The sequence below is a fragment of the Streptomyces venezuelae genome (genome assembly GCF_008642375.1).
In the GTDB taxonomy this organism is placed as follows: domain Bacteria; phylum Actinomycetota; class Actinomycetes; order Streptomycetales; family Streptomycetaceae; genus Streptomyces; species Streptomyces venezuelae_G.
Window position 1 is genome coordinate 5843604 of record NZ_CP029194.1, and the last position, 21571, is coordinate 5865174.

21 protein-coding genes are annotated in these 21571 nt (G+C 71.7%); 16 read left to right on the forward strand and 5 right to left on the reverse strand.

The features are described 5' to 3' along the window. The first annotated feature begins 72 nt into the window (after nt 1-72). Genes DEJ46_RS26775 through DEJ46_RS26785 form a run of 3 tightly spaced genes read left to right on the forward strand, consistent with a single transcriptional unit; the run spans nt 73 to nt 2359 of the window. Nucleotides 73-432, forward strand: coding sequence for a histidine triad nucleotide-binding protein (locus DEJ46_RS26775; RefSeq protein WP_150270352.1), 360 nt, complete (start codon nt 73-75; stop codon nt 430-432). Nucleotides 433-435: 3 nt separating this feature from the next. Further along, on the forward strand, nt 436-1338 hold the full coding sequence (locus DEJ46_RS26780) for a ribonuclease Z (RefSeq protein ID WP_150270354.1): 903 nt from the start codon (nt 436-438) through the stop codon (nt 1336-1338). A gap of 25 nt (nt 1339-1363) precedes the next feature. Further along, entirely contained in the window at nt 1364-2359 is a 996-nt protein-coding gene (locus DEJ46_RS26785; protein ID WP_150274791.1) for an adenosine deaminase, read from the forward strand. Nucleotides 2360-2380: 21 nt separating this feature from the next. Here DEJ46_RS26785 and DEJ46_RS26790 read toward each other — a convergent pair whose 3' ends face one another. Next, nucleotides 2381-3127, reverse strand: coding sequence for a class I SAM-dependent methyltransferase (locus tag DEJ46_RS26790; RefSeq protein ID WP_150270356.1), 747 nt, complete (start codon nt 3125-3127; stop codon nt 2381-2383). Nucleotides 3128-3349: 222 nt separating this feature from the next. Continuing rightward, nucleotides 3350-4681 carry an MFS transporter gene (locus DEJ46_RS26795; protein ID WP_150270358.1) on the reverse strand — a complete coding sequence of 444 codons (1332 nt, stop codon included), beginning with the start codon at nt 4679-4681 and terminating at the stop codon, nt 3350-3352. A gap of 256 nt (nt 4682-4937) precedes the next feature. Here DEJ46_RS26795 and DEJ46_RS26800 point away from each other — a divergent pair, with 256 nt between their 5' ends. From DEJ46_RS26800 to DEJ46_RS26820, 5 genes are all read left to right on the forward strand, one after another. After that, nucleotides 4938-6056: a carbohydrate kinase family protein gene (locus DEJ46_RS26800; protein WP_150270360.1), complete on the forward strand. Its 1119-nt coding sequence runs from the start codon at nt 4938-4940 to the stop codon at nt 6054-6056. 105 nt (nt 6057-6161) lie between these two features. Then, nucleotides 6162-7244: a PhoH family protein gene (locus tag DEJ46_RS26805; RefSeq protein ID WP_150270362.1), complete on the forward strand. Its 1083-nt coding sequence runs from the start codon at nt 6162-6164 to the stop codon at nt 7242-7244. A 12-nt stretch (nt 7245-7256) separates the two neighbouring features. Then, on the forward strand, nt 7257-7754 hold the full coding sequence (ybeY, locus tag DEJ46_RS26810) for an rRNA maturation RNase YbeY (protein ID WP_024757712.1): 498 nt from the start codon (nt 7257-7259) through the stop codon (nt 7752-7754). Between the two features lie 4 nt (nt 7755-7758). Beyond that, entirely contained in the window at nt 7759-9054 is a 1296-nt protein-coding gene (locus tag DEJ46_RS26815; RefSeq protein WP_150270363.1) for a hemolysin family protein, read from the forward strand. 5 nt (nt 9055-9059) lie between these two features. Continuing rightward, complete coding sequence (locus DEJ46_RS26820; protein WP_150270365.1) at nt 9060-9413, forward strand: MmcQ/YjbR family DNA-binding protein; 354 nt, start codon at nt 9060-9062, stop codon at nt 9411-9413. Nucleotide 9414: 1 nt separating this feature from the next. On the opposite strand, the gene DEJ46_RS26825 is transcribed toward DEJ46_RS26820, so the two are convergent. Next, entirely contained in the window at nt 9415-10809 is a 1395-nt protein-coding gene (locus DEJ46_RS26825) for an MFS transporter (protein ID WP_150270368.1), read from the reverse strand. A gap of 158 nt (nt 10810-10967) precedes the next feature. On the opposite strand from DEJ46_RS26825, the gene DEJ46_RS26830 reads away from it, so the two are divergent. From DEJ46_RS26830 to DEJ46_RS26860, 7 genes are all read left to right on the forward strand, one after another. Continuing rightward, nucleotides 10968-11789, forward strand: coding sequence for a helix-turn-helix transcriptional regulator (locus DEJ46_RS26830; RefSeq protein ID WP_150274793.1), 822 nt, complete (start codon nt 10968-10970; stop codon nt 11787-11789). 87 nt (nt 11790-11876) lie between these two features. Beyond that, nucleotides 11877-12239 carry a cytidine deaminase gene (locus DEJ46_RS26835; RefSeq protein WP_150270370.1) on the forward strand — a complete coding sequence of 121 codons (363 nt, stop codon included), beginning with the start codon at nt 11877-11879 and terminating at the stop codon, nt 12237-12239. A 199-nt stretch (nt 12240-12438) separates the two neighbouring features. Beyond that, nucleotides 12439-12918: a hypothetical protein gene (locus tag DEJ46_RS26840; protein WP_150270372.1), complete on the forward strand. Its 480-nt coding sequence runs from the start codon at nt 12439-12441 to the stop codon at nt 12916-12918. Between the two features lie 191 nt (nt 12919-13109). Then, nucleotides 13110-14444 carry a beta-xylosidase gene (locus DEJ46_RS26845; protein ID WP_150270374.1) on the forward strand — a complete coding sequence of 445 codons (1335 nt, stop codon included), beginning with the start codon at nt 13110-13112 and terminating at the stop codon, nt 14442-14444. Between the two features lie 65 nt (nt 14445-14509). After that, nucleotides 14510-15460: a WxL protein peptidoglycan domain-containing protein gene (locus DEJ46_RS26850; protein ID WP_150270376.1), complete on the forward strand. Its 951-nt coding sequence runs from the start codon at nt 14510-14512 to the stop codon at nt 15458-15460. Between the two features lie 51 nt (nt 15461-15511). After that, nucleotides 15512-16462 (forward strand): GTPase Era, encoded by a 951-nt coding sequence (era, locus tag DEJ46_RS26855; RefSeq protein ID WP_150270378.1) that lies wholly within the window; start codon nt 15512-15514, stop codon nt 16460-16462. Nucleotides 16463-16631: 169 nt separating this feature from the next. Then, the gene (locus DEJ46_RS26860) at nt 16632-17978 is read left to right on the forward strand and encodes a TerD family protein (protein ID WP_150270380.1); all 1347 of its coding nucleotides are present in this window, start codon (nt 16632-16634) and stop codon (nt 17976-17978) included. Between the two features lie 3 nt (nt 17979-17981). On the opposite strand, the gene DEJ46_RS26865 is transcribed toward DEJ46_RS26860, so the two are convergent. Then, the gene (locus DEJ46_RS26865; protein WP_150270382.1) at nt 17982-18233 is read right to left on the reverse strand and encodes a protealysin inhibitor emfourin; all 252 of its coding nucleotides are present in this window, start codon (nt 18231-18233) and stop codon (nt 17982-17984) included. A gap of 21 nt (nt 18234-18254) precedes the next feature. Next, nucleotides 18255-19307, reverse strand: a complete 1053-nt coding sequence (locus DEJ46_RS26870; protein ID WP_150270384.1) for a M4 family metallopeptidase — start codon at nt 19305-19307, stop codon at nt 18255-18257. 293 nt (nt 19308-19600) lie between these two features. Here DEJ46_RS26870 and leuA point away from each other — a divergent pair, with 293 nt between their 5' ends. After that, complete coding sequence (gene leuA, locus DEJ46_RS26875; protein WP_150270385.1) at nt 19601-21373, forward strand: 2-isopropylmalate synthase; 1773 nt, start codon at nt 19601-19603, stop codon at nt 21371-21373. Nucleotides 21374-21571 lie beyond the last annotated feature (198 nt).

Here is a 21571-nt window from a genome sequence, read left to right on the forward strand (position 1 = left end):
ACGGCCGTGTCGGTCGCGGCCGATAGCATTCCCGTCGTACGGATCCACAACAGAGGCGAGGAGGCCCGGGCCATGGCCGGAGAGCCGCAGAGCGACTGCCTGTTCTGCAAGATCGTGGCAGGGGAGGTGCCGGCGACGATCGTGCGCGAGACCGAGACGACCGTCGCCTTCCGCGACATCAACCCGCAGGCGCCGACGCACGTCCTGGTCATCCCGCGCCTCCACTACCCGGACGCCGCGTCCCTGGCCGCCGCCGCGCCGACCGTCGCCGCCGACATACTGCGTGAGGCCGGAGAGGTCGCCGCGCAGGAGAAGGTCGACGGCCACGGCTTCCGGATCGTCTTCAACACCGGCGCCGGCGCGGGCCAGACCGTCTTCCACGCCCACGCGCACGTGCTGGGCGGCCGCGGCCTCAACTGGCCTCCCGGCTAAGCCGTGTCCGTACGCGAACTGGTCGTCCTCGGGACCGCGAGCCAGGTCCCGACCCGGCACCGCAACCACAACGGCTACCTGCTGCGCTGGGACGGCCAGGGCATCCTCTTCGACCCGGGCGAGGGCACCCAGCGCCAGATGCTGCGGGCCGGGGTCGCCGCGCACGACCTCGACCGGATCTGCGTCACGCACTTCCACGGCGACCACTCGCTCGGCCTGGCCGGGGTGATCCAGCGGATCAACCTCGACCAGGTGCCGCACCCGGTCACCGCCCACTACCCGGCGAGCGGGCAGCACTTCTTCGAGCGGCTGCGGTACGCCACGGCCTACCGCGAGACGGTGAAGCTGACCGAGTCGCCGGTCGCCGCCGACGGGCCGCTCGCGGTCACCGAGGCCTATACCCTCGACGCGCGCAGGCTCTCGCACCCCGTCGAGTCGTACGGCTACCGGGTCACCGAGCCCGACGGGCGCCGGATCCTGCCCGAGAAGCTCGCCGCGCACGGCATCAAGGGCCCCGACGTGGGCCGGATCCAGCGGGAGGGCAGCCTGAACGGCGTCTCCCTCGCCGAGGTCAGCGAGGTGCGGCGCGGGCAGCGCTTCGCCTTCGTCATGGACACCCGCCTCTGCGACGGGGTGCACGCGCTCGCCGAGGGCGCCGACCTGCTCGTCATCGAGTCGACCTTCCTCGACGAGGACGTCCGGCTGGCCACGGACCACGGCCATCTGACGGCCGGACAGGCCGCGGCCGTCGCGCGGGACGCGGGCGTACGGCACCTCGTCCTGACCCACTTCTCCCAGCGCTACAGCGACCCGGCCGAGTTCGAGCGGCAGGCGCGTGCGGCCGGGTTCGACGGCGAACTGAGTATTGCCCAGGACCTCATGAGGGTCCCCGTACCGAAGAGATAGAGCAGCACCACCCATGCACCTCCCCGTGGGCCTCCCCAAGGCCGAGCTCCACCTCCACATCGAAGGCACCCTCGAACCCGAGCTGGCCTTCGCGCTCGCCGAGCGCAACGGCGTGACCCTGCCGTACGCGGACACCACCGCGCTGCGCGAGGCGTACGAGTTCAGCGACCTCCAGTCCTTCCTGGACCTCTACTACGGCCTGATGGCCGTCCTGCGCACCGCCGAGGACTTCACCGAGCTCGCCGAGGCCTATCTGGAGCGGGCCGCGGCCCAGGGCGTCCGGCACGCCGAGATCTTCTTCGACCCGCAGGCGCACACCGCCCGCGGCGTCCCGGTCGGCACCGTGATCGACGGCCTCGGGACCGCCCTCGACCGGTCGGAGGAGCGGTACGGGATCTCGACCCGGCTCATCCTGTGCTTCCTGCGCGACGAGTCCGCCGAGTCGGCCCTGGCCACCCTGGAGGCCGCGAAGCCGTACCTGCACCGGATCACCGGCGTCGGCCTGGACTCGGCGGAGGTCGGCCACCCGCCCGCGAAGTTCCGCGAGGTGTACGAGGAGGCCGCCCGGCTCGGGCTGCGCCGCGTCGCCCACGCCGGCGAGGAGGGCCCCGCGGCGTACGTCCGGGAGGCCCTCGACGTCCTCGGTGTGGAGCGGATCGACCACGGTCTGCGCTGCATGGAGGACCCGGAGCTGGTCGGCCGGCTGGCCCGCGAGCGGGTGCCGCTGACGCTCTGCCCCCTGTCGAACGTCCGGCTCCGCGTCATCGGCACCCTCGCCGACCACCCGCTCCGCGCGATGATGGAGGCGGGCCTGCTGGTGACGGTGAACTCCGACGACCCGGCCTACTTCGGCGGCTACGCGGGCGACAACTTCGACGCGGTGGAGGCCGCCCTGGCCCTGGAGCCGGAGCAGCTCCGCGCCCTCGCCCGCAACTCCTTCGAGGCCTCCTTCCTGGAGGACGACGAGCCCCGCAGGGCCCGGTACCTCGCGGAGGTCGAGGCCTACGACTTCGGGGCCTAGGGGCGTAGGGGCGCAGCGGCGTCAGGCGCGGCAGCGCAGCATTTCCAGCGGCGGGTTGGAGCGCATGTCCGCCCAGAACTCCTCGCCGTACGCGCGGACGCCGGCCTCGGACACCGACAGCGGGACCCATTCCAGCGCACTGAACCCGGCCGCCTCGAGGGACCGCTCGTAGACCTCGCGGCGTGGACACGTGGTGATGATGGTGATCGGCTGCGGGTCGAGGAGGGCGGTGAGCCGCCCTCGGGTGCCCGTCTCGATCTCCTCGCCGGTCGCCTCGATGCGGAACCCGTACTTGTCCAGGGGCGGACCGTCGTACCGGTAGTCGGGCGTCTGGACGAGCAGGAAGAACTCCCCGCCCGGCACCAGGTTCCGGTGGATGGCGGCGCACATCCGCTCCGTCTCCGCGATGTCCCCGGCGTAGTTGAGACACTGCACGCCCAGCGCGATGTCGTAGCGCCGGTCGAGCTGCCGCAGCTCGGCCACGTCGCCGACCTCGTAGACCACGCCCAGCGGGTCACGCCGGTCGATCTCCTGCGCGGCGGCGATCATCTCGACGGAGATGTCGACGCCGAAGACGTCGGTCGCGCCGCGCCGCTTGAACTCCCTGCTGTAGAAACCGGTGCCGCACGCCAGGTCGAGGACCGACTTGCCGGTCACGTCCCCGACCATGCCCAGGAAGCTGGGCACCTCCCCGTAACGCATCAGCGGCAGGGACTTGAAGCCCTCGAAGGCCTCGCCGATCTCGTCGTACTGATCCTGCACGTTCATGTGTTTCCCCCCTCTACGGTTCGCCTGTAGGCGGCCACGCCGAGCAGCCCTCCGGAGGAGGAGGGGCACCGGGCAGCGGTCGTGGCAGTGAGTCTGCGCCCGCGTCGTCCGGCTGTCGTATGAGCGGATCACACGAAGAAGGCGGTCGGGTGACTCTCGTATCACCCAACAAGCAGATCCACCGGGGGAGGAACGCCGCAGGTGGCAGGGGCGGAATCGTCGCTACCCGCGGTCCGACGGACGGGCCAGGCGGAAGGCCGATCTCGCCGCGCGGAGACGGGCCGGGCGGACGGGGAACTCGGTCACGGGCTGTTCCGGGGCGCCCATCTGCGGGACGAGCGCGGAGGACGCCGAGGCGGTGCCCGCGAGGACGGCGGCCGGGGCGCCGCCGCGGCGCCGGACGGAGCCCGGCACGAGAGGGCGGCCGGAGGCGTGGCGGGCCACCGCCGTCATGGGGACCGCGACGAGGAGGAGCAGGGCGCAGAGGACCACGCCCATGCCCGTGTACCCGGCGCTCTCCGAGAGCACGCTGCCGACGACCGGACCGCAGGCCACGCCCAGGGAGGACGCCGAGCCGACCAGGACGGCCCAGCGGCCGCGCGGGTCGAGGGAGGCGGCCAGGCCCAGGAGGTACGAGAGGACGACCGGGTAGACGGCGTTCCACAGGATCTCGCCGGTCGCGAAGGAGGCCAGGCTCCCGGCGGCCGAGCTCAGCAGCACGCAGCCCGCGATGACGGCGGTGCCCGCGCCGATCGGCACCGCCCGGCCGAGGCGCGAGCCGAGCGCGCCCGCCGCCGTGACCCCGGCGAGCCCGGCGCCGAGCGCCGCCGCGAAGACCGCGCCGACGGTGACCTCGGAGAGGCCGGCCTGGGTGAGCCCGATCCGGCCGCTCACGCCCCAGAGCGCGTTCTGCGCGAGGGACCAGCACAGGATGCCCCCGGCGAGCACGGCCCCGGCCCGGCGGTAGGGCAGCGGGCCTGCGGCCGTCGCGGCCTCCCGTACCGCGCGCGCGGCGCCCGGCAGCCGGCCCGTCAGCGGCCACACCAGGGCCGCCGCGCAGGCGATGGCGAGCAGCGGGGGAGCGTGCCCCGCGCTCAGGTGCGGCAGCGTGAGGTAGAGGGCGCCCGCGGTCGCCGAGACCGTGAGCAGGCCCAGCGACGAGGCCCGGTGCGGGTCGCGCTGTCCGGCGATCCCGGCCGCCGCGACCGCCGTGGCCGTGCCCGAGCCGAGGCCGCCGAGGACCGCGCCCGCGACCACCAGCGGTACGGCGTGGGTCGCGGCGGCGGAGCCGTACCCGATCGCCATGGCGAGAAGACCCGCGCGGGCCGCCGTGCGGGGGCCGATCCGCTCCCCGCGCGCGGCGAGCGCGAATCCGGCGGTGGAGGAGCCGAGCAGCAGGACGGAGCCGACCAGGCCCGCCTGGGAGGGGCCGATGCCGAGACCCGAGGCGAGGCGGCCGACGACGGTCGGCAGCAGGTACGGGGCGAGGTATCCGGCGGTGAAGAGAGCGACGAGGGCGACGAGGGCCCCCGAGCCGCGAGGCCGCGACGACATGGGCGTTCCCGGGAACGAAAAGGGGAGGGGTGGAGCGCCCGGTGGTGCACGGGGCACGGGGTCGCGGAACCATGTGTATCAAGCAGGTGAGTTGCCCGAGAAGGTGGTATCCGGGAGTAAAGTGTGTGAGCCGGGTCACTATCGGTTTGGCGTGCGGGTTTACGGGTATGAGGGTGGCCTTCCTTGTGCGTCCCACCCGTCACCCGACCCTCATCGGGCACACTGATTTGATCCGCACCACGTTCGGGGAGCCGCCGTGACCACAGCAAGGGGAGACCAGCCGCAACACCAAGCAGGGGTCGACCCGTTGGTGTGCCTGCGCGAGCCCACCGACCCCGACTGCGACGTCTTCCTGACGGGCACCGTCTTCCTCGACATCATCTTCACCGGCCTCGACAGCGCCCCCGTCCGCGGCACCGAGTCCTGGGCTCGCGGCATGGGCTCCAGCCCCGGCGGCGTCGCCAACATGGCCACCGCCCTCGCCCGCCTCGGCCTGCGCACCTCCCTCGCCGCCGCCTTCGGCGACGACCACTACGGCGAGTACTGCTGGGACGCCCTGGAGCAGGGCGAGGGGATCGACCTGACGCTCTCCCGCACCGTCCCGGGCTGGCACTCCCCGGTGACCGTCTCCATGGCCTACGAGGGCGAGCGGACCATGGTCTCCCACGGCCACGAGGCCCCGCCGCTCGACGGCGCCCTGCCCGCCTACCCGCCGCACGCCCGCGCCGCCGTCGCCTCCCTGGTCCCCGGCCGCAGCGAGGACTGGGTCGAGCAGGCCGCGCGCGGCGGCGCCAAGGTCTTCGCCGACGTCGGCTGGGACGACACCGGCCACTGGGACCTGGCGGGCCTCACCGACCTGGAGCACTGCGAGGCCTTCCTGCCCAACGCCGCCGAGGCCATGCGGTACACCCGCACCGACTGCCCCCGGGCCGCCGCCCGCGCCCTCGCCGACAAGGTCCGCTACGCCGTGGTCACCCTCGGCGCCGAGGGCGCCTACGCCGTCGACGGCGCCACCGGCGAGACCGCCGAGGTCCCCGCCATCCAGGTCTCCGCCCTCGACCCGACCGGCGCCGGGGACGTCTTCGTCGCCGGCTTCGTCACCGGCACCCTCGCCGACTGGCCCCTCGCCGACCGGCTCGCCTTCGCGGGCCTCACCGCCGCCCTCTCCGTCCAGGAGTTCGGCGGCTCGCTCTCCGCGCCCACCTGGGGCGAGATCGCCGCCTGGTGGCAGCACGTCCAGGGTCACGCCCGGCAGGACCCGGAGGCGCTGCGCGGCCGGTACGCCTTCCTGGAACGGCTCCTCCCGGCACCCGCACGCCCCTGGCCGCTGCGCCGGGCGGTGCCCACGATCGGCTTCCGTGCGGCCGCCTCGTAAATCCCTTCGGCGCGTCGCCGTCAAGTCGTAGGCTTGGTACCCGAGAGGTTGTCGAGCAGCGAGAACCCTGCAACGGGAGGTATGCGCAGGCCACAGTGCCGGCCCATGACTCAGACACCCACAGCCCACGACGGAGCGTCCCTCGACGGGAAGCCCGACCAGGCCCGCGCCCACTTCGCCGTCCCCGCCAAGCATCCGATGGTGAGCCTGCTGGGCTCCGGTGACGCGCTGCTCCGCGTCATCGAGAAGTCCTTCCCGCGGGCCGACATCCATGTCCGGGGCAATCAGGTCAGCGCGGTCGGAGACGCGGCGGAAGTCGCCCTGATACAGCGCCTGTTCGACGAGATGATGCTGGTGCTCCGCACCGGTCAGCCGATGACGGAGGACGCAGTGGAACGCTCGATCGCCATGCTCAGGGCGAGCGACGACGGATCGGCGGACGGCGGCGGCGAGACCCCCGCAGAGGTGCTCACGCAGAACATCCTCTCCAGCCGGGGCCGCACGATCCGCCCCAAGACGCTCAACCAGAAGCGGTACGTCGACGCGATCGACAAGCACACGATCGTCTTCGGCATCGGCCCCGCCGGCACGGGCAAGACCTACCTCGCCATGGCGAAGGCGGTCCAGGCCCTGCAGTCCAAGCAGGTCACCCGGATCATCCTGACCCGGCCCGCCGTCGAGGCGGGCGAGCGGCTCGGCTTCCTGCCCGGCACGCTCTACGAGAAGATCGACCCCTACCTGCGGCCGCTCTACGACGCGCTGCACGACATGCTCGACCCCGACTCGATCCCCAAGCTCATGGCGAGCGGGACGATCGAGGTCGCGCCGCTGGCCTACATGCGAGGCCGGACGCTCAACGACGCGTTCATCATCCTCGACGAGGCGCAGAACACGAACCCCGAGCAGATGAAGATGTTCCTCACCCGCCTCGGCTTCGACTCGAAGATCGTCATCACCGGTGACGTCACCCAGGTCGACCTGCCGAACGGCACGAAGAGCGGTCTTCGCCAGGTCCGCGACATCCTGGACGGTGTCCAGGACGTCCACTTCTCGACGCTCACGTCGCAGGATGTCGTCCGGCACAAGCTCGTCGGCCGTATCGTCGACGCGTACGAGCAGTACGACCTCCGCAACGAGAGCCGCGACGACAGCCGCGGCGAGCATCGGCGCGGCCGTAACGGGAAGTAGAACGCAGAACACATGTCGATCGACGTCAACAACGAGTCCGGTACCGAGGTCGACGAGCAGGCGATCCTCGACATCGCCCGCTACGCGCTCGCGCGCATGCGCATCCACCCGCTCTCCGAGCTCTCGGTGATCGTCGTGGACGCGGAGGCGATGGAGCAGCTCCACATCCAGTGGATGGACCTGCCCGGACCCACGGACGTCATGTCCTTCCCGATGGACGAGCTGCGTCCGCCGGCCAAGGACGACCAGGAGCCCCCGCAGGGGCTCCTGGGCGACATCGTGCTCTGCCCCGAGGTCGCCACCCAGCAGGGCAAGGACGCGCCGACGGAGCACTCCATGGACGAGGAGCTCCAGCTCCTCACCGTCCACGGCGTGCTCCACCTCCTCGGGTACGACCACGAGGAGCCCGAGGAGAAGGCCGAGATGTTCGGCCTCCAGGCGGCGATCGTCGACGGCTGGCGCGCGGAGAAGGGCCTCACCGGCCCGTCCCCGGCTCCGACCGTCTCCTGACCCGATGGACGTCTCGCTGATCCTCGGCGCCGTCGCGCTGGTCGTCGTCGCCTGGCTCGCCGCCTGCGCCGAGGCCGGTCTCGCCCGCGTCTCCAGCTTCCGCGCCGCCGAGGCCGTCCGGTCCGGGCGGCGCGGGGCGGAGAAGCTCTCCCAGGTCACCGCCGACCCGACCCGCTATCTCAACGTGGCGCTGCTCGTCCGCGTCGCCTGCGAGATGGCGGCCGGCGTCCTCGTCACGTACGCCTGCCTCGAAGCCTTCCCGGAGACCTGGGAGGCGCTGCTCGTCGCGATCGTCGTGATGGTCCTCGTCTCGTACGTCGCCGTCGGCGTCTCGCCGCGCACGATCGGCCGCCAGCACCCGCTGAACACGGCGACGGCCGCCGCGTACGTCCTGCTGCCGCTGGCCCGGATCATGGGGCCGATCCCGCAGCTCCTGATCCTCATCGGCAACGCACTGACCCCGGGCAAGGGCTTCCGCAAGGGCCCCTTCGCCTCCGAGGCCGAGCTGCGGGCCATGGTCGACCTCGCCGAGCAGGAGTCCCTGATCGAGGACGAGGAGCGCCGCATGGTGCACTCCGTCTTCGAGCTGGGCGACACGCTCGTGCGGGAGGTCATGGTGCCGCGCACCGACCTCATCTGCATCGAGCGGTACAAGACGATCCGTCAGGCCCTCACCCTCGCGCTGCGCTCCGGTTTCTCCCGGATCCCGGTCACCGGCGAGAACGAGGACGACATCGTCGGCATCGTGTACCTGAAGGACCTCGTCCGGAAGACGCACATCAACCGCGAGTCCGAGGCCGACCTCGTGTCGACCGCGATGCGGGCCGCCGCCTTCGTCCCCGACACCAAGAACGCCGGCGACCTGCTGCGCGAGATGCAGCAGGAGCGCAACCACGTCGCCGTCGTCATCGACGAGTACGGCGGCACGGCCGGCATCGTCACCATCGAGGACATCCTGGAGGAGATCGTCGGCGAGATCACCGACGAGTACGACCGGGAGCTGCCGCCCGTCCAGGAGCTGGGCGAGGGCCGCCACCGCGTCACCGCCCGCCTCGACATCGGCGACCTCGGCGAGCTGTACGGCCTGGGCCCCGACGAGTACGACGACGAGGACGTGGAGACCGTCGGCGGGCTGCTCGCCAAGGCCCTCGGCCGCGTCCCGATCGCGGGCGCGAAGGCGGTCGTGGAGCTGCCGGACGGCCGCTCGCTCCGGCTCACGGCGGAGTCCCCGGCCGGCCGCCGGAACAAGATCGTCACCGTGCTCGTGGAACCCCTGGAACCACAGGAAGCCGAGGAGTAGCCCGTATGACCCCCGAGCAGCTGCGCGCGTTCTGCCTGGACTTCAACGACGCGACGGAGGAGTTCCCCTTCGGCCCGGAGACCTCCGTCTTCAAGGTCGCCGGGAAGCTGTTCGCGCTGTCGGCGCTCGACGCCGAGCCGCTCAGGGTCAACCTCAAGTGCGATCCGGACGAGGCCGTACGCCTCCGCGAGGAGCACCCGGCAGTCGCCCCCGGCTATCACATGAACAAGCGGCACTGGAACACGGTGACCGTCGGAGAGCTCCCGGACCGCATGGTCCGGGAGCTCGTCGAGGACTCGTACGACCTCGTCGTCGCCGGTCTGCCGAAGGCGGTACGGCTCCGCCTCGACCGGCCCTGAGTCACCTGCGGCGCAGGCCCAGGGCGACGAGCGCCGCCGTGCCGAGCACGATCGCCGCGTCCAGGGCGAGGACCGTGCGGACACCCCCGTACAGGTCACCGCCCGTGGTCGCGAGCACCCCGAGCAGCGGGATCCCGATCGTGATCCCGACCTGCTGGGTGGTCGTCACCAGGCCGGTCGCCAGGCCCTGCTCCTCGTCGGGGACGCCGGAGGTGACGATCAGTCCGTACGAGATGATCGCGCCGAGGTGGCACATGGAGGCCAGCGAGACCGCGACGGTCGCCAGGACCACACCGGACTCCTCGCCCAGGCCGAACAGCGCGGCCGTCAGCACGCCCTGCCCGGCGAGCGATCCGACCAGGACGCGACGGGCGCCGAGCCGGCCGATCACCTTCGGCGCGAGCATCCCGGCGACGACCGAGAACACGCCCTGCACGCCGAAGACGAGACCGGTGGCGAAGGACGACAGGTCCAGCGTCTCCTGGAGGTACAGCGTCAGGACGAAGACGACGGTCGACATCATCGAGAAGGTGATCAGACCGCCCAGGTTGCCGAAGGCGACCGTGCGCCGCCGCAGCATCGGCAGCGAGACCAGCGGGGCCGCGTGCCGGGACTCGACCCGGACGAAGACCGCGAGCAGCAGCAGCCCCGCCACCAGCGTGACCTGGACGTCCGTACGGCCGAAGCCGTGCTCGGCGGCCGTCGACAGGGCGTAGATCAGCGCCAGCAGGCCGCCGGTGACCGTCACCGCGCCGGGCACGTCGAGCCGGGGCTTCTCGGGGGTGCGGGACTCGGGCAGCAGGCCCGGCGCCAGCGGCAGCACGACCACGGTGAAGAGCGCGAGCAGGCCCATCGTGGAGCGCCAGCCGAGGGTGTCCGTCATGACCCCGCCGAGCACCATGCCCACGGTGAAGCCCAGCGACAGCAGGGTGCCGGAGATGCCGAGCGCCTTGTCCCGCAGGGGGCCCTCGGGGAAGGTCGTCGTCAGGAGCGACATGCCGGTCGGCACGATCGCGGCGGCGCCGATGCCCTGGAGGGCGCGCCCGGTGAGGAAGGAGGCCGGGTTCCAGGCGAAGGTGGCGAGCAGCGAGGCCGCGCCGAAGAGCGCGAGCCCGGCCAGGAAGAGCTTCTTGCGCCCGTAGAGGTCGCCGACCCGCCCGAAGAGGAGCAGGAAACCGCCGGAGGGCAGGGCGAAGGCGGTGACGGCCCACTGGAGGGCGGACTGCCCGAGGCCGAGGTCGGCGCCGAGGGCGGGCAGGGCCACGTTCAGGACGGAGAAGTCGAGCGCCACCATGAACTGGGCGGCGCACAGGACGAAGAGGATGAGCCGGTTGCGGCCGGTGAGGGCGGCCGGGGGAGTGGCGGGCGGGGAGGGTGAAGTGGTCGTCGTTGCCATGCCGACGACTCTCGTGCCACGGGAACAAGGGTGGGGAGCGGGTACTTATCCTGTTGGTCGTACCACCAGGCATCCAGGGGGAGGAAGCGGAAGTGGCCACCGCTCTCGAGAGCAAGACCGCGAAGCAGCACCGCCTCGGCGAACTGCGCGAGTTCCTGATGAGCCGCCGGGCCCGGGTGAGCCCGGCCGAGGCGGGGCTCCCGGACGGCGGGGCGCGCCGCCGCACGCCGGGCCTGCGCCGCGAGGAGGTCGCGGTCCTCGCGGGCGTCGGGGTGTCCTGGTACCAGTGGCTGGAGCAGGGCCGCGACATCACGGTCTCGCCGCAGGTGCTGGACTCGGTGGCCCGCGTGCTGCGGCTGAGCCCGGCCGAGCGGCGCCATCTGTACGTCCTCGCGGCGCTCAACCCGCCGGCCCTGGAGGCCGCCCCGGAGGACCGGGACATGTGCCAGGGGCTGCGGCGGCTGATCGACACGTGGATGCCGTTCCCCGCGCACATCATGGACGTGTACTGGAACACGGTGCTCTACAACGACGCGGCGGCGATCGTCCTCGGGATGCGGCCGGAGGCCTCGCAGAACTGCCTCGTCACCTTCTTCACCGACCCGCTGTACCGCTCGCGGTCGGTCCACTGGGAGGAGCTCGCGCCCCGGGTCGTCGCCCAGTTCCGGTCCGCCTGCTCGGAGTGCCCCGACGACGAGGGGTTCCGGGCGGTCGTCGAGGAGCTCAAGGAGCTGAGCCCGGAGTTCGCCGAGCTGTGGGAGCGGCGGGACATCCTGCCGGGCGGCCAGAACCGCAAGGAGATGGAGCACCCGCTGGTCGGCACGCTGGTCGTGGAGGCCACGCAGCTCAGGGTCCCGGCCCGGCCGGACCTGGTCATCGTCATGCACACCCCGCTCCCGGAGGCCGACACGGCCGCGAAGCTGGAGTGGCTGGTCTCCCCGGAGGGCCGCCGCGGGGCGATGTACCCGGTCGCGGGCTGAGACGGATCGGGTCGCGGGCTGAGACCCGTCGGGCCGTGGGGTGAGACGGCGACCGGGTGTCCGCGGCCTCCGACCTATGCTCGGGCCATGACACTCAGCAGCGAGCACGGCGACCTCGGCGCCGAGGACCTCAAGATCATCACCTTGGCGCGCAGCGCCCGCGCGCGCAACGGCGTGCCCGAGGGGGCGGCCGTACGGGACGAGACCGGGCGGACGTACGTGGCGGGGACCGTGGAGCTGGAGTCGCTCAAGCTGAGCGCGCTGCAGACCGCGGTGGCGATGGCGGTGGCCAGCGGCGCCGAGTCGCTGGAGGCGGCGGCCGTCGTGTCGAGCGCCGAGACCACCTCGGCGGAGGACCGCGCGGCCGTACGCGACCTCGGCGGCCCGGAGACGCCGGTGCTGCTCGCCGGCCCCGACGGGAAGCTGCGCGAGGCCGTCACCGCGGGCTGAGGAACGGAATCAGGACATCGGGGGCCCGGCGGGACGCCGGGCCCTTGCGCGTTTGTGAAGGATCACCGCAACTTCTCTTGCCTTCCCCGGCGGTCTGCGTCTCAATGAGCATCGGTCCGCCCGACGGGCCGTCAGATGTTCGCCGTTCACGCAGCGTCCGCACCCCTGCGTTCGTCATCGGAAGGGGTTCGAACTCGCCATGAGAAACAGAAGCACCTTAGGGACGGTCGCCGTACTCACCGGAGCGCTCGCCGCCGCCGGGCTCGCCTTCGCCCCGACGGCCGGAGCCGTCTCGCCGGGGTCCGCCTCGGCACAGTACGACTGCGGCAGCTGGGGCGGCGGAACCGCCAACATCACCGCGACCCAGAGCGGCACGGCCGCGACCATGACGATCAGCACGGCCGTCACGACGCCGATCTCGGTCGGCGCCGACCAGATCAACGCCACGCTGACGCTGGCCAAGGCGGGCGGCGGCACCCGGGTCTTCACCGGGAAGAAGAACCCGGCGGTCGGCGCCGGGCAGCCCGTCACCATCGGTCCCCTGAGCGGGACCGTGGCCTCGGGCGACAGTCTCAACTCGTACTTCGCGGGTGTCGCCCTCAAGATGGTGATCTTCGGGGTCACGGTGAACTGTGACGCCGTGACCTCGCAGACCCCGGGCCCGTTCGTCTTCAGCTGAGCCCTGCCCCACCCCTGACCGGTGTCGCCGACGGCGGCACCGGTCTCTGGCGTGACCTGGGCAAATGCCGGGATTGGGCTGATCTTGACAGAATCTGATGGGTCATCAGTCGATGGTTTTCGATTCCATTGACTTCTCTCGGCCCGCAGCCGTCAATGGCGCCCTCTCATCCCTCAGGAGGGGGCCCACACATGGCACTCACCCGATCCAGGGCGGCGACCCGAAGACGGCGTTGGACCGCCGTCCTCGGCGCCACCGCCCTCGCGGTCGCCGCAGGCGGCGCCATCGCCGCTCCGGCCCACGCGACCACGAACTCCACCCCGGTGGAGTTCCAGACCCGATGCGTCCCGCCGCCGATCGCCGGCATCCCGCCCATCACGGGCACCACGACCGCCGAGATCACGGTCGACAAGGCCGCGCCCAAGGTCGGCGACACGGTCACGGTGACCTACACGATCACCAAGCCCGCCGCGTCGAACCCCGTCGACCTCGCCCTCCCGGCCGACATCATGACGCCGAGCGGCAAGGTCGTCCTCGGCGGCGCCCAGACCGGCGCGGTCAGCGTCACCGGACCCAAGAAGAACCCGCCCATCCCGGGCAAGGGCTCCTTCCCGGCCTTCTCCATGACCGGCACCTTCACGGTCACCGAGGCCGGATCGATCACCCTCTCGCCGGGCGACTACAACATCCACACCAGCTACCTCATGGAGCTGGACACCCCCTGTACGGTGCTCAACCCGCCCGCCCCGGTCTCCGAGACGGTCGTCGCGAGCCCCGTGACCAGCCCCAACACCCGGACGCTCCAGCTCGACAGCGCCTCCGGTGACCCAGGGGTCCGGGTGACCGTCACCGGCGCCAAGTTCACCCCGCTCGCCGAGGTCACCGTCGTCGGCCGGGCCGGCGGCGCGGAGACCGCGGACAAGATGACCGTCACGACCGACAGCGAGGGCGGCTTCGCCGCGCGCCTGAAGGTCAACGACCCGGCGACCACCGGTGTCGTGGCGTACGAGGGCGCGGCCTGGGACCCGGAGAAGGGCGCCGGACCCGTCGCGTACAAGGTCGTCGTACCGGCCCCGCCGAACAGCCAGACGATCACCGCGGCCGTCACGGCGGGCGAGCTCTCCATGAGCCAGGCCGGGGACGCCGTCGAGCTGACCTCGGTCGACTTCGGGCAGGGCGGCGCGGCCACCGGCGATCTCAAGACGGTGACGGTCAAGGACTTCCGCGGCGGCCCCGCGGGCTGGTCCCTCACCGGCAAGGTCACCGACTTCACCGGCCCCGGCGGAGCCATCGGCGCCGGGAACCTCAGCTGGACCCCTGCCTGCGCCGCCAAGGCCGGCAGCCCCAGCACCTGCGCGGCCGGCTCCGCCGGTCCCGTCGGCAGCGGCGGCGCGACCCTCGCCTCCACGCCGAACGGCACCCTCACGGGCGGCGAGTTCACCGTCGACGCCAAGCTCTCCCTCGACGTCCCGGCGTACACCGCGCCCGGCTCGTACGCGGGCGTGCTGACGCTGACCCTGTCCTGACCACCCGGCGGGCCGGCCGGGCGACCCCCGGCCGGCCCGCTCCGCACCCGGGGGTTCTCCGCACTGTGCGCAGCAAGCCGTACGTCATCCTCCTGACCGCGCTCCTCGTGCTCCTCGGCGCCGCGCCCCAGGCCGCCGCCGCCGAGAACGGCGAGTGGGCCGTCTACCCGGCCGCCGCGAAGCTCGGCGGCCGCCCGTACTTCTACCTCTCCGTCGACCCCGGCACCTCGCTCACCGAGCGCGTCACCGTCACCAACAAGACGGCCGCCCCGCTCACCTTCCGGCTGTACGGCGCCGACGCCTACAACACCGACCGGGACGGCGGCTTCGCCATCCGCACACAGGCGGAGAAGCAGACCGGCGCCGGGGCCTGGATCAAGCCCCGGCAGACCCGGGTCACCGTCCCGCCGCGCTCCGCCGTCACCGTCCCGTACACGCTGACCGTCCCCGCCGACGCCGACCCCGGCGACCACCCCGGCGCCCTCGTCGCCCTCGACGAGCGGATCAGCCCGAGCGGGAAGGGCTCCGTCGCCGTCGGTGTCCAGCGCGCGGTCGGCGCCCGCGTCTACCTCCGGGTCAACGGACCGACCGTCCCCGCCCTCGCCGTGGAGGACGTCACCCTCGACCAGGACCGGCCGCTCGTCCCCGGCACCGGCGCGAGCAGCGCCCTCGTCTCGTACACCCTCCACAACCGGGGCAACGTCACCCTCAACCCCAAGGTCGTCCTCAAGGCGGAGGGGCTCTTCGGCCGCACCCTCCTCGACCGCGACCTGGCGAAGGTGCCCTCCGAGCTGCTGCCCCGCCAGAAGATCCGGCTCACCGAGCGGTGGAACGGCTCCCCGCAGTTCGACTGGGGCGACGTGACGCTCACCGCCAGCGCGAAGAACGTGAAGGAGACCGGCACCGTGTCCTTCACGGCCCTGCCCTGGCTCGCCGGCGGGATCCTCCTCGCCGCGACCGTGACCGGCTTCCTCGGCCTCCGGATACGCCGCCGCCGGGCCCCGAGCGAGGCCTGAAGCGGGCCCCGGGACGTCCTGAGTACGTGAGGCGGGCGCTCATCGGGGACAATGGCCCCCATGAGCGCTCGCAACCCTGAAACCGAAGCCGTCCACCGGGCCGGCTTCGCCTGCTTCGTCGGCCGCCCCAACGCGGGCAAGTCCACCCTCACGAACGCTCTGGTCGGCCAGAAGGTGGCCATCACCTCGAACCGGCCGCAGACCACCCGGCACACCGTCCGCGGCATCGTGCACCGCCCGGACGCGCAGCTGATCCTGGTCGACACCCCCGGCCTCCACAAGCCGCGCACCCTCCTCGGCGAGCGGCTCAACGACGTCGTGCGCACCACCTGGGCCGAGGTCGACGTGATCGGCTTCTGCCTGCCGGCCGACCAGAAGCTCGGCCCCGGCGACAAGTTCATCGTCAAGGAACTCGCCGCGATCAAGAAGACCCCGAAGGTCGCGATCATCACCAAGACCGACCTGGTCGACTCCAAGACGCTCGCCGAGCAGCTCATCGCCGTCGACCAGCTCGGCAAGGAGCTGGGCTTCGAGTGGCAGCAGATCGTCCCGGTCTCGGCCGTCGGCGACAAGCAGGTCCAGCTCGTCGCCGACCTGCTCGTCCCGCTGCTGCCCGAGTCCCCGCCGCTCTACCCGGAGGGCGACCTCACGGACGAGCCGGAGCAGGTCATGGTCGCGGAGCTGATCCGCGAGGCCGCGCTCGAAGGCGTCCGGGACGAGCTGCCGCACTCGATCGCGGTGGTCGTCGAGGAGATGATCCCGCGCGAGAACCGCCCGGCGGACCGGCCGCTGCTCGACATCCACGCCAACGTGTACATCGAGCGCCCCAGCCAGAAGGGCATCATCATCGGCCCGAAGGGCAGCCGCCTCAAGGAGGTCGGCATGAAGTCCCGCAAGCACATCGAGGCCCTCCTCGGCACGCCGGTCTTCCTCGACCTGCACGTGAAGGTCGCGAAGGACTGGCAGCGCGACCCCAAGCAGCTGCGCAAGCTGGGCTTCTAGAGCAACCCTTCCACCGTCCGGTCGGAGGCCGGCGCAGCCGTGCGAAGCCCGTGAGGCCCCCAGGGGCCGAGCGGTGCGGGTGCGGCATCGGAAGAGTGTCCCGAAGCAGCTGCGGAAGCCGGGTTTCCAGCCCGTCGACATCCCCCGGGCCGCGTGCCAGCATGGCGCCGTGACAGAGATCGTCAAGGGGGGAAACCTGCCGGTCCCCGGGCAGGCGTGGCGGATCGCGGTCGTCCGGCGGGACGCCGGTGACGGAGTACCGGAGGTCGACGCCTCGGCACTGCTGCTCGACGCCTCGGGCAGGGTCAGGGACGACGGCGACCTGGTCTTCTACAACCAGCCGGCGCACGCGTCCGGCGCGGTGCGTCTGGTCGGGCAGGTGCGGGACGAGGAGCGGCGGGTCGCCGACTGGCTGGAGATCGACACCGAGCGCGTCGAGCCCGCCGTCCAGCGCATCGTGATCACCGCGTCCAGCGAGCACGGGACGTTCGGCCAGGTGCCGGGCCTCCACATCCGGACGGTCAGCGCCGCCACCGGCGAGCAGCTCGCGCTGTACGAGGTCGACGACGCGAGCACCGAGACGGCGTTCCTCCTCGGCGAGTTCTACCGGCGCGACGGGGCGTGGAAGTTCCGCGCGGTCGGCCAGGGGTACGCCTCCGGGCTCGTCGGCCTCGCCCAGGACTTCGGCATCGTGGGCAGGGACCCGGATCCCGCCCCGCATGACGAGCCCGTGCACGACGACGAGCCCGTCCCGGCCGACGAGCCCGTCTCCGGCGACGCCGCTCCGGAGGCCATCCCCGAGGAGCTCCTCGCCAAGGTCCGGCAGGCCGAGGCGGAGGCCGAGGCCGCCCCCGTACGGACACCGCCGCAGGTCCCCGTACAGCGCCCCCCGCGGACCGGCCCGCGGTCGGACGCCGAGCTCTTCGGAGAGGACTTCCCGGAGTTCGTCCGCAGCGGCGAGGGCAAGGCCGACATCACCGTCGACGTGCCGATCCCGGCCGGTTACGTCGTCGTCGAGTCGACCCGGAAGGGCGACGGCTATTTCGCCGTGCACAGCATCGACGAGAAGGGCGACAGCGACGCCCTTCTCGCGAACACGCTGATGGAGAACCAGGGGGCCCGTCGGGTCCTGCGGTACGACGGCAAGGCCCCGCTACGCCTGCGCGTGAGTTGCCACGAGCCGTGGACGGTCGCCGTCCGCCCGGTGAGCACCTTGGAGGTCCTCGACGGCACCGCCGAGGGACGGGGCTCCGACGCACTGCTGTACACGGGCCCGGCCGGCCTGCTCACCTCCCGGCTCCACACGAGGTTGAGCTTCGAGTGGTTCAACATTCACGGCTACGAGCCGGACGGCCGCGATCACCTGCTCGCCAACGAGGCGAACAGGCTCCCCCGGGAGACGCGTCCCCTGCCCGCGGGGCCCCTGCTCGTGCAGCTCGTCAGCGCCGACGGGGACTGGACCCTGAAGGTCCGGCCCCCGAAGGAGAACAGGTTCTGGCGCCGCACCTCCCGCTAGGACCTACGCGCCCTCCTTGAGGACCCTCGAGACGAGGGTCCTCTGCGCGTCCGTGAGGTGGGGGTCGCAGCAGCGGACCGTGCGGCCGTCGACGGTGATCTCGTACGAGAAGCCGTCCGGCACGCCCCGCGTGCCGCCGTCGCCGTCGGCGAGGACGGTGGCGGCCAGGGACTCCCACTCGGGGTCCGAGACCTCCACCTCCGCCGACCGCTCGATGCCCGCGAAACCGCCCGTGCGCCGCACTCGAATCCGCATGGGCCCTTGTCTACCAGCCGGTCAGTCGGTGGGCACCCCCACCGCCGCCCAGGCCTTCAGGACGGCCTGGATCTCCTCCCCGTCCCCGTACCGGGCCTTGGCCGCCGCCACCGTGGCCGCCGCGAACTCGGAGAACCGGGTCTCGGGGGTGAGCGTGCCGCCGGTCATCACGTCGTACCAGACCTGCCCGGGCCGCTCCCAGGCGTTCCCACCGAGCTCGGTCGCGAACAGGTAGAAGGCGTGGTTCGGGATGCCCGAGTTGATGTGCACCCCGCCGTTGTCCCGGCTCGTGCGGACGTAGTCGTCCATGTGACCGGGCTGTGGGTCCTTGCCGAGGACGTCGTCGTCGTACGCGGTGCCCGGGGCCTTCATCGAGCGCAGGGCCGTGCCCTCCACGTTCGGGTGGAAGAGCCCCTCGCCGATGAGCCAGTCGGCCCGGTCGGCGCCCTGCCCGAGGGCGTACTGCTTCACGAGCGAGCCGAAGACGTCCGAGACGGACTCGTTGAGCGCGCCGGACTGGCTGAAGTACTCCAGGTTCGCCGTGTGCTGGGTGAAGCCGTGGGCCAGCTCGTGGCCGATGACGTCCACCGGCAGCGTGAAGTCGAGGAAGATCTCGTCGTCGCCGTCGCCGAACACCATCTGTTCGCCGTTCCAGAAGGCGTTGCCGTAGTTCTCGTCGTAGTGGACGGAGGCCAGCAGCGGCAGCCCCGAGCCGTCGATCGAGTCCCGCCCGAAGGCGTTCAGGAAGAGGTCGAAGGTGGCGCCGAGGCCCGCGTACGCGCGGTTGACGGTGGCGTCGCCGGTCGCCTCCTCGCCCTCGGCGCGCACCCGCGTGCCCGGCAGCTCGGTGCCGCGCTCGCAGTCGTACACGGTGCGGTGCGGCCGGCCGACGTCGGCCGGGGCGAGGGTCGGGGCGCTGCCGGGCAGCGGCAGCACCCGGCTCGTACGGGCCGAGGCGTCCGCGATGAGGGTGCGGCGCGCGGCGGCGGCGACGGCCGGGTTCGATGAGCGCGCCAGGTGCTCCAGGAGGTGCGGCGGGACGATCGAGCAGAAGACGGGCGTCTGGGGAGTCATCCCTGAAATGTGGCACTGCGTGATGCCACTGTCACGACCTGAGACGAGGATTGGCGAAATGGAGTGATACGTCACTGATCGGCCTTGACGTGCGACCCGTCCCGCATACTGAAACAGGACGTCCGCCTCCGACGTCCCTGGGCTAAGCTGCGGCACATCATGCGTTTCGGGCTGCTTCTCCTTAGCTGCCGCGGCGAGGGCCTGTAGTCGTAGGCCGACCCCCTCCCCGCGGGACCTGGTGTTGCGTTCGACAGTCGGCCGTCCTTCTTGCTGGACCCGAGGAGCCAAACGCAATGACCCAGTCCCCGTTCGTCAGCCGCCCCACGCCGATCACCAACGCGACGCAGCTGCAGAAGCCCTCCGGGATGCCGATCCACAAGTACGGCCGCTACGAAGCCGTGCAGATCCCCGACCGCACCTGGCCCGAGCAGCGCATCACCAAGGCGCCCCGCTGGCTGTCGACCGACCTGCGCGACGGCAACCAGGCCCTGATCGACCCGATGTCCCCGGCCCGCAAGCGCGAGATGTTCGATCTGCTGGTCCGCATGGGCTACAAGGAGATCGAGGTCGGCTTCCCGTCCTCCGGCGAGACCGACTTCGCCTTCGTGCGCTCCATCATCGAAGAGGGCGCGATCCCGGACGACGTCACCATCTCCGTACTGACCCAGGCCCGCGAGGACCTGATCGAGCGGACCGTGGAGTCCCTGGTCGGCGCCAAGCGCGCCACCGTCCACCTGTACAACGCCACCGCGCCCACCTTCCGCCGGGTCGTCTTCCGCGGCTCGAAGGAGCAGATCAAGCAGATCGCCGTGGACGGCACGCGGCTGGTGATGGAGTACGCGGAGAAGCTGCTGGGTCCGGAGACGATCTTCGGCTACCAGTACAGCCCCGAGATCTTCACCGACACCGAGCTGGACTTCGCCCTGGAGGTCTGCGAGGCGGTCTGTGACGTCTGGCAGCCCGGCCCGGGCCGCGAGATCATCCTGAACCTGCCCGCCACCGTGGAGCGTTCGACGCCGTCCACGCACGCGGACCGCTTCGAGTGGATGTCCCGGAACCTGACCCGCCGCGAGCACATCTGCGTGTCGGTCCACCCGCACAACGACCGCGGTACGGCCGTGGCGGCCGCCGAGCTGGCGATCATGGCCGGCGCCGACCGCATCGAGGGCTGCCTGTTCGGGCAGGGCGAGCGCACCGGCAACGTCGACCTGGTGACCCTGGGCATGAACCTGTTCAGCCAGGGCGTCGACCCGCAGATCGACTTCTCGCAGATCGACGAGATCCGCCGCACGAGCGAGTACTGCAACCAGATGGAGGTCCACCCGCGCCACCCCTACGCGGGCGACCTGGTCTACACCGCCTTCTCCGGCTCCCACCAGGACGCCATCAAGAAGGGCTTCGACGCGATGGAGGCCGACGCGGCCGCCAAGGGCGTCACCGTCGACGACATCGAGTGGGCCGTGCCCTACCTGCCGATCGACCCGAAGGACGTCGGCCGCTCCTACGAGGCCGTCATCCGGGTCAACTCGCAGTCCGGCAAGGGCGGCATCGCGTACGTCCTGAAGAACGACCACAAGCTGGACCTGCCCCGCCGGATGCAGATCGAGTTCTCGAAGATCATCCAGCAGAAGACCGACAGCGAGGGCGGCGAGGTCACGCCGGCCGCGATCTGGTCCGTCTTCCAGGACGAGTACCTGCCCAACCCGGACAACACTGCGGCTCGTTGGGGGCGCATCCAGCTGCGGTCCGGCCAGTCGACCTCCGACACCGACGGCACGGACACGCTGACCGTCGAGGCGGTCGTCGACGGCGTCGACACCGTGCTGACCGGCTCCGGCAACGGCCCGATCTCGGCCTTCTTCGCCGCGCTGCAGGCGATCGGCGTGGACGCCCGTCTGCTGGACTACCAGGAGCACACGATGAGCGAGGGCGCCTCCGCGCAGGCCGCCTCGTACATCGAGTGCGCCATCGACGGCAAGGTCCTGTGGGGCATCGGCATCGACGCCAACACGACCCGCGCCTCGCTGAAGGCCGTCATCTCGGCGGTCAACCGCTCCGCCCGCTGACGCGCGACGCCCCGGCGTCCCGACGACCGCTGCCCCGCACCCTTCCTCCCGGAGGGTGCGGGGCAGCTCTGTTTGTGAGCTGCGTCACGGTTTCAGGTTCGCTTAAGGAAGATCATCCCGTCATGCCGGAATCGGCGTCATATCGGGTGAGTTGACGGCACATCGGGGAATGGCGGAAGGTCACCTCGTCCCCTCGGA

What these genes read in the sequence shown, in the direction of transcription:
- DEJ46_RS26830 (WP_150274793.1), top strand. Translation starts at nt 10,968, where the DNA reads ATGAGCCGCCGGGCCCGGGTGAGCCCGGCCGAGGCGGGGCTCCCGGAC.
- DEJ46_RS26775 (WP_150270352.1), top strand. Translation starts at nt 73, where the DNA reads ATGGCCGGAGAGCCGCAGAGCGACTGCCTGTTCTGCAAGATCGTGGCA.
- DEJ46_RS26835 (WP_150270370.1), top strand. Translation starts at nt 11,877, where the DNA reads ATGACACTCAGCAGCGAGCACGGCGACCTCGGCGCCGAGGACCTCAAG.
- DEJ46_RS26845 (WP_150270374.1), top strand. Translation starts at nt 13,110, where the DNA reads ATGGCACTCACCCGATCCAGGGCGGCGACCCGAAGACGGCGTTGGACC.
- ybeY (WP_024757712.1), top strand. Translation starts at nt 7,257, where the DNA reads ATGTCGATCGACGTCAACAACGAGTCCGGTACCGAGGTCGACGAGCAG.
- DEJ46_RS26815 (WP_150270363.1), top strand. Translation starts at nt 7,759, where the DNA reads ATGGACGTCTCGCTGATCCTCGGCGCCGTCGCGCTGGTCGTCGTCGCC.
- DEJ46_RS26820 (WP_150270365.1), top strand. Translation starts at nt 9,060, where the DNA reads ATGACCCCCGAGCAGCTGCGCGCGTTCTGCCTGGACTTCAACGACGCG.
- DEJ46_RS26825 (WP_150270368.1), bottom strand. Translation starts at nt 10,809, where the DNA reads ATGGCAACGACGACCACTTCACCCTCCCCGCCCGCCACTCCCCCGGCC.
- DEJ46_RS26805 (WP_150270362.1), top strand. Translation starts at nt 6,162, where the DNA reads ATGACTCAGACACCCACAGCCCACGACGGAGCGTCCCTCGACGGGAAG.
- DEJ46_RS26840 (WP_150270372.1), top strand. Translation starts at nt 12,439, where the DNA reads ATGAGAAACAGAAGCACCTTAGGGACGGTCGCCGTACTCACCGGAGCG.
- leuA (WP_150270385.1), top strand. Translation starts at nt 19,601, where the DNA reads ATGACCCAGTCCCCGTTCGTCAGCCGCCCCACGCCGATCACCAACGCG.
- DEJ46_RS26790 (WP_150270356.1), bottom strand. Translation starts at nt 3,127, where the DNA reads ATGAACGTGCAGGATCAGTACGACGAGATCGGCGAGGCCTTCGAGGGC.
- DEJ46_RS26865 (WP_150270382.1), bottom strand. Translation starts at nt 18,233, where the DNA reads ATGCGGATTCGAGTGCGGCGCACGGGCGGTTTCGCGGGCATCGAGCGG.
- DEJ46_RS26795 (WP_150270358.1), bottom strand. Translation starts at nt 4,681, where the DNA reads ATGTCGTCGCGGCCTCGCGGCTCGGGGGCCCTCGTCGCCCTCGTCGCT.
- DEJ46_RS26870 (WP_150270384.1), bottom strand. Translation starts at nt 19,307, where the DNA reads ATGACTCCCCAGACGCCCGTCTTCTGCTCGATCGTCCCGCCGCACCTC.
- era (WP_150270378.1), top strand. Translation starts at nt 15,512, where the DNA reads ATGGCCCCCATGAGCGCTCGCAACCCTGAAACCGAAGCCGTCCACCGG.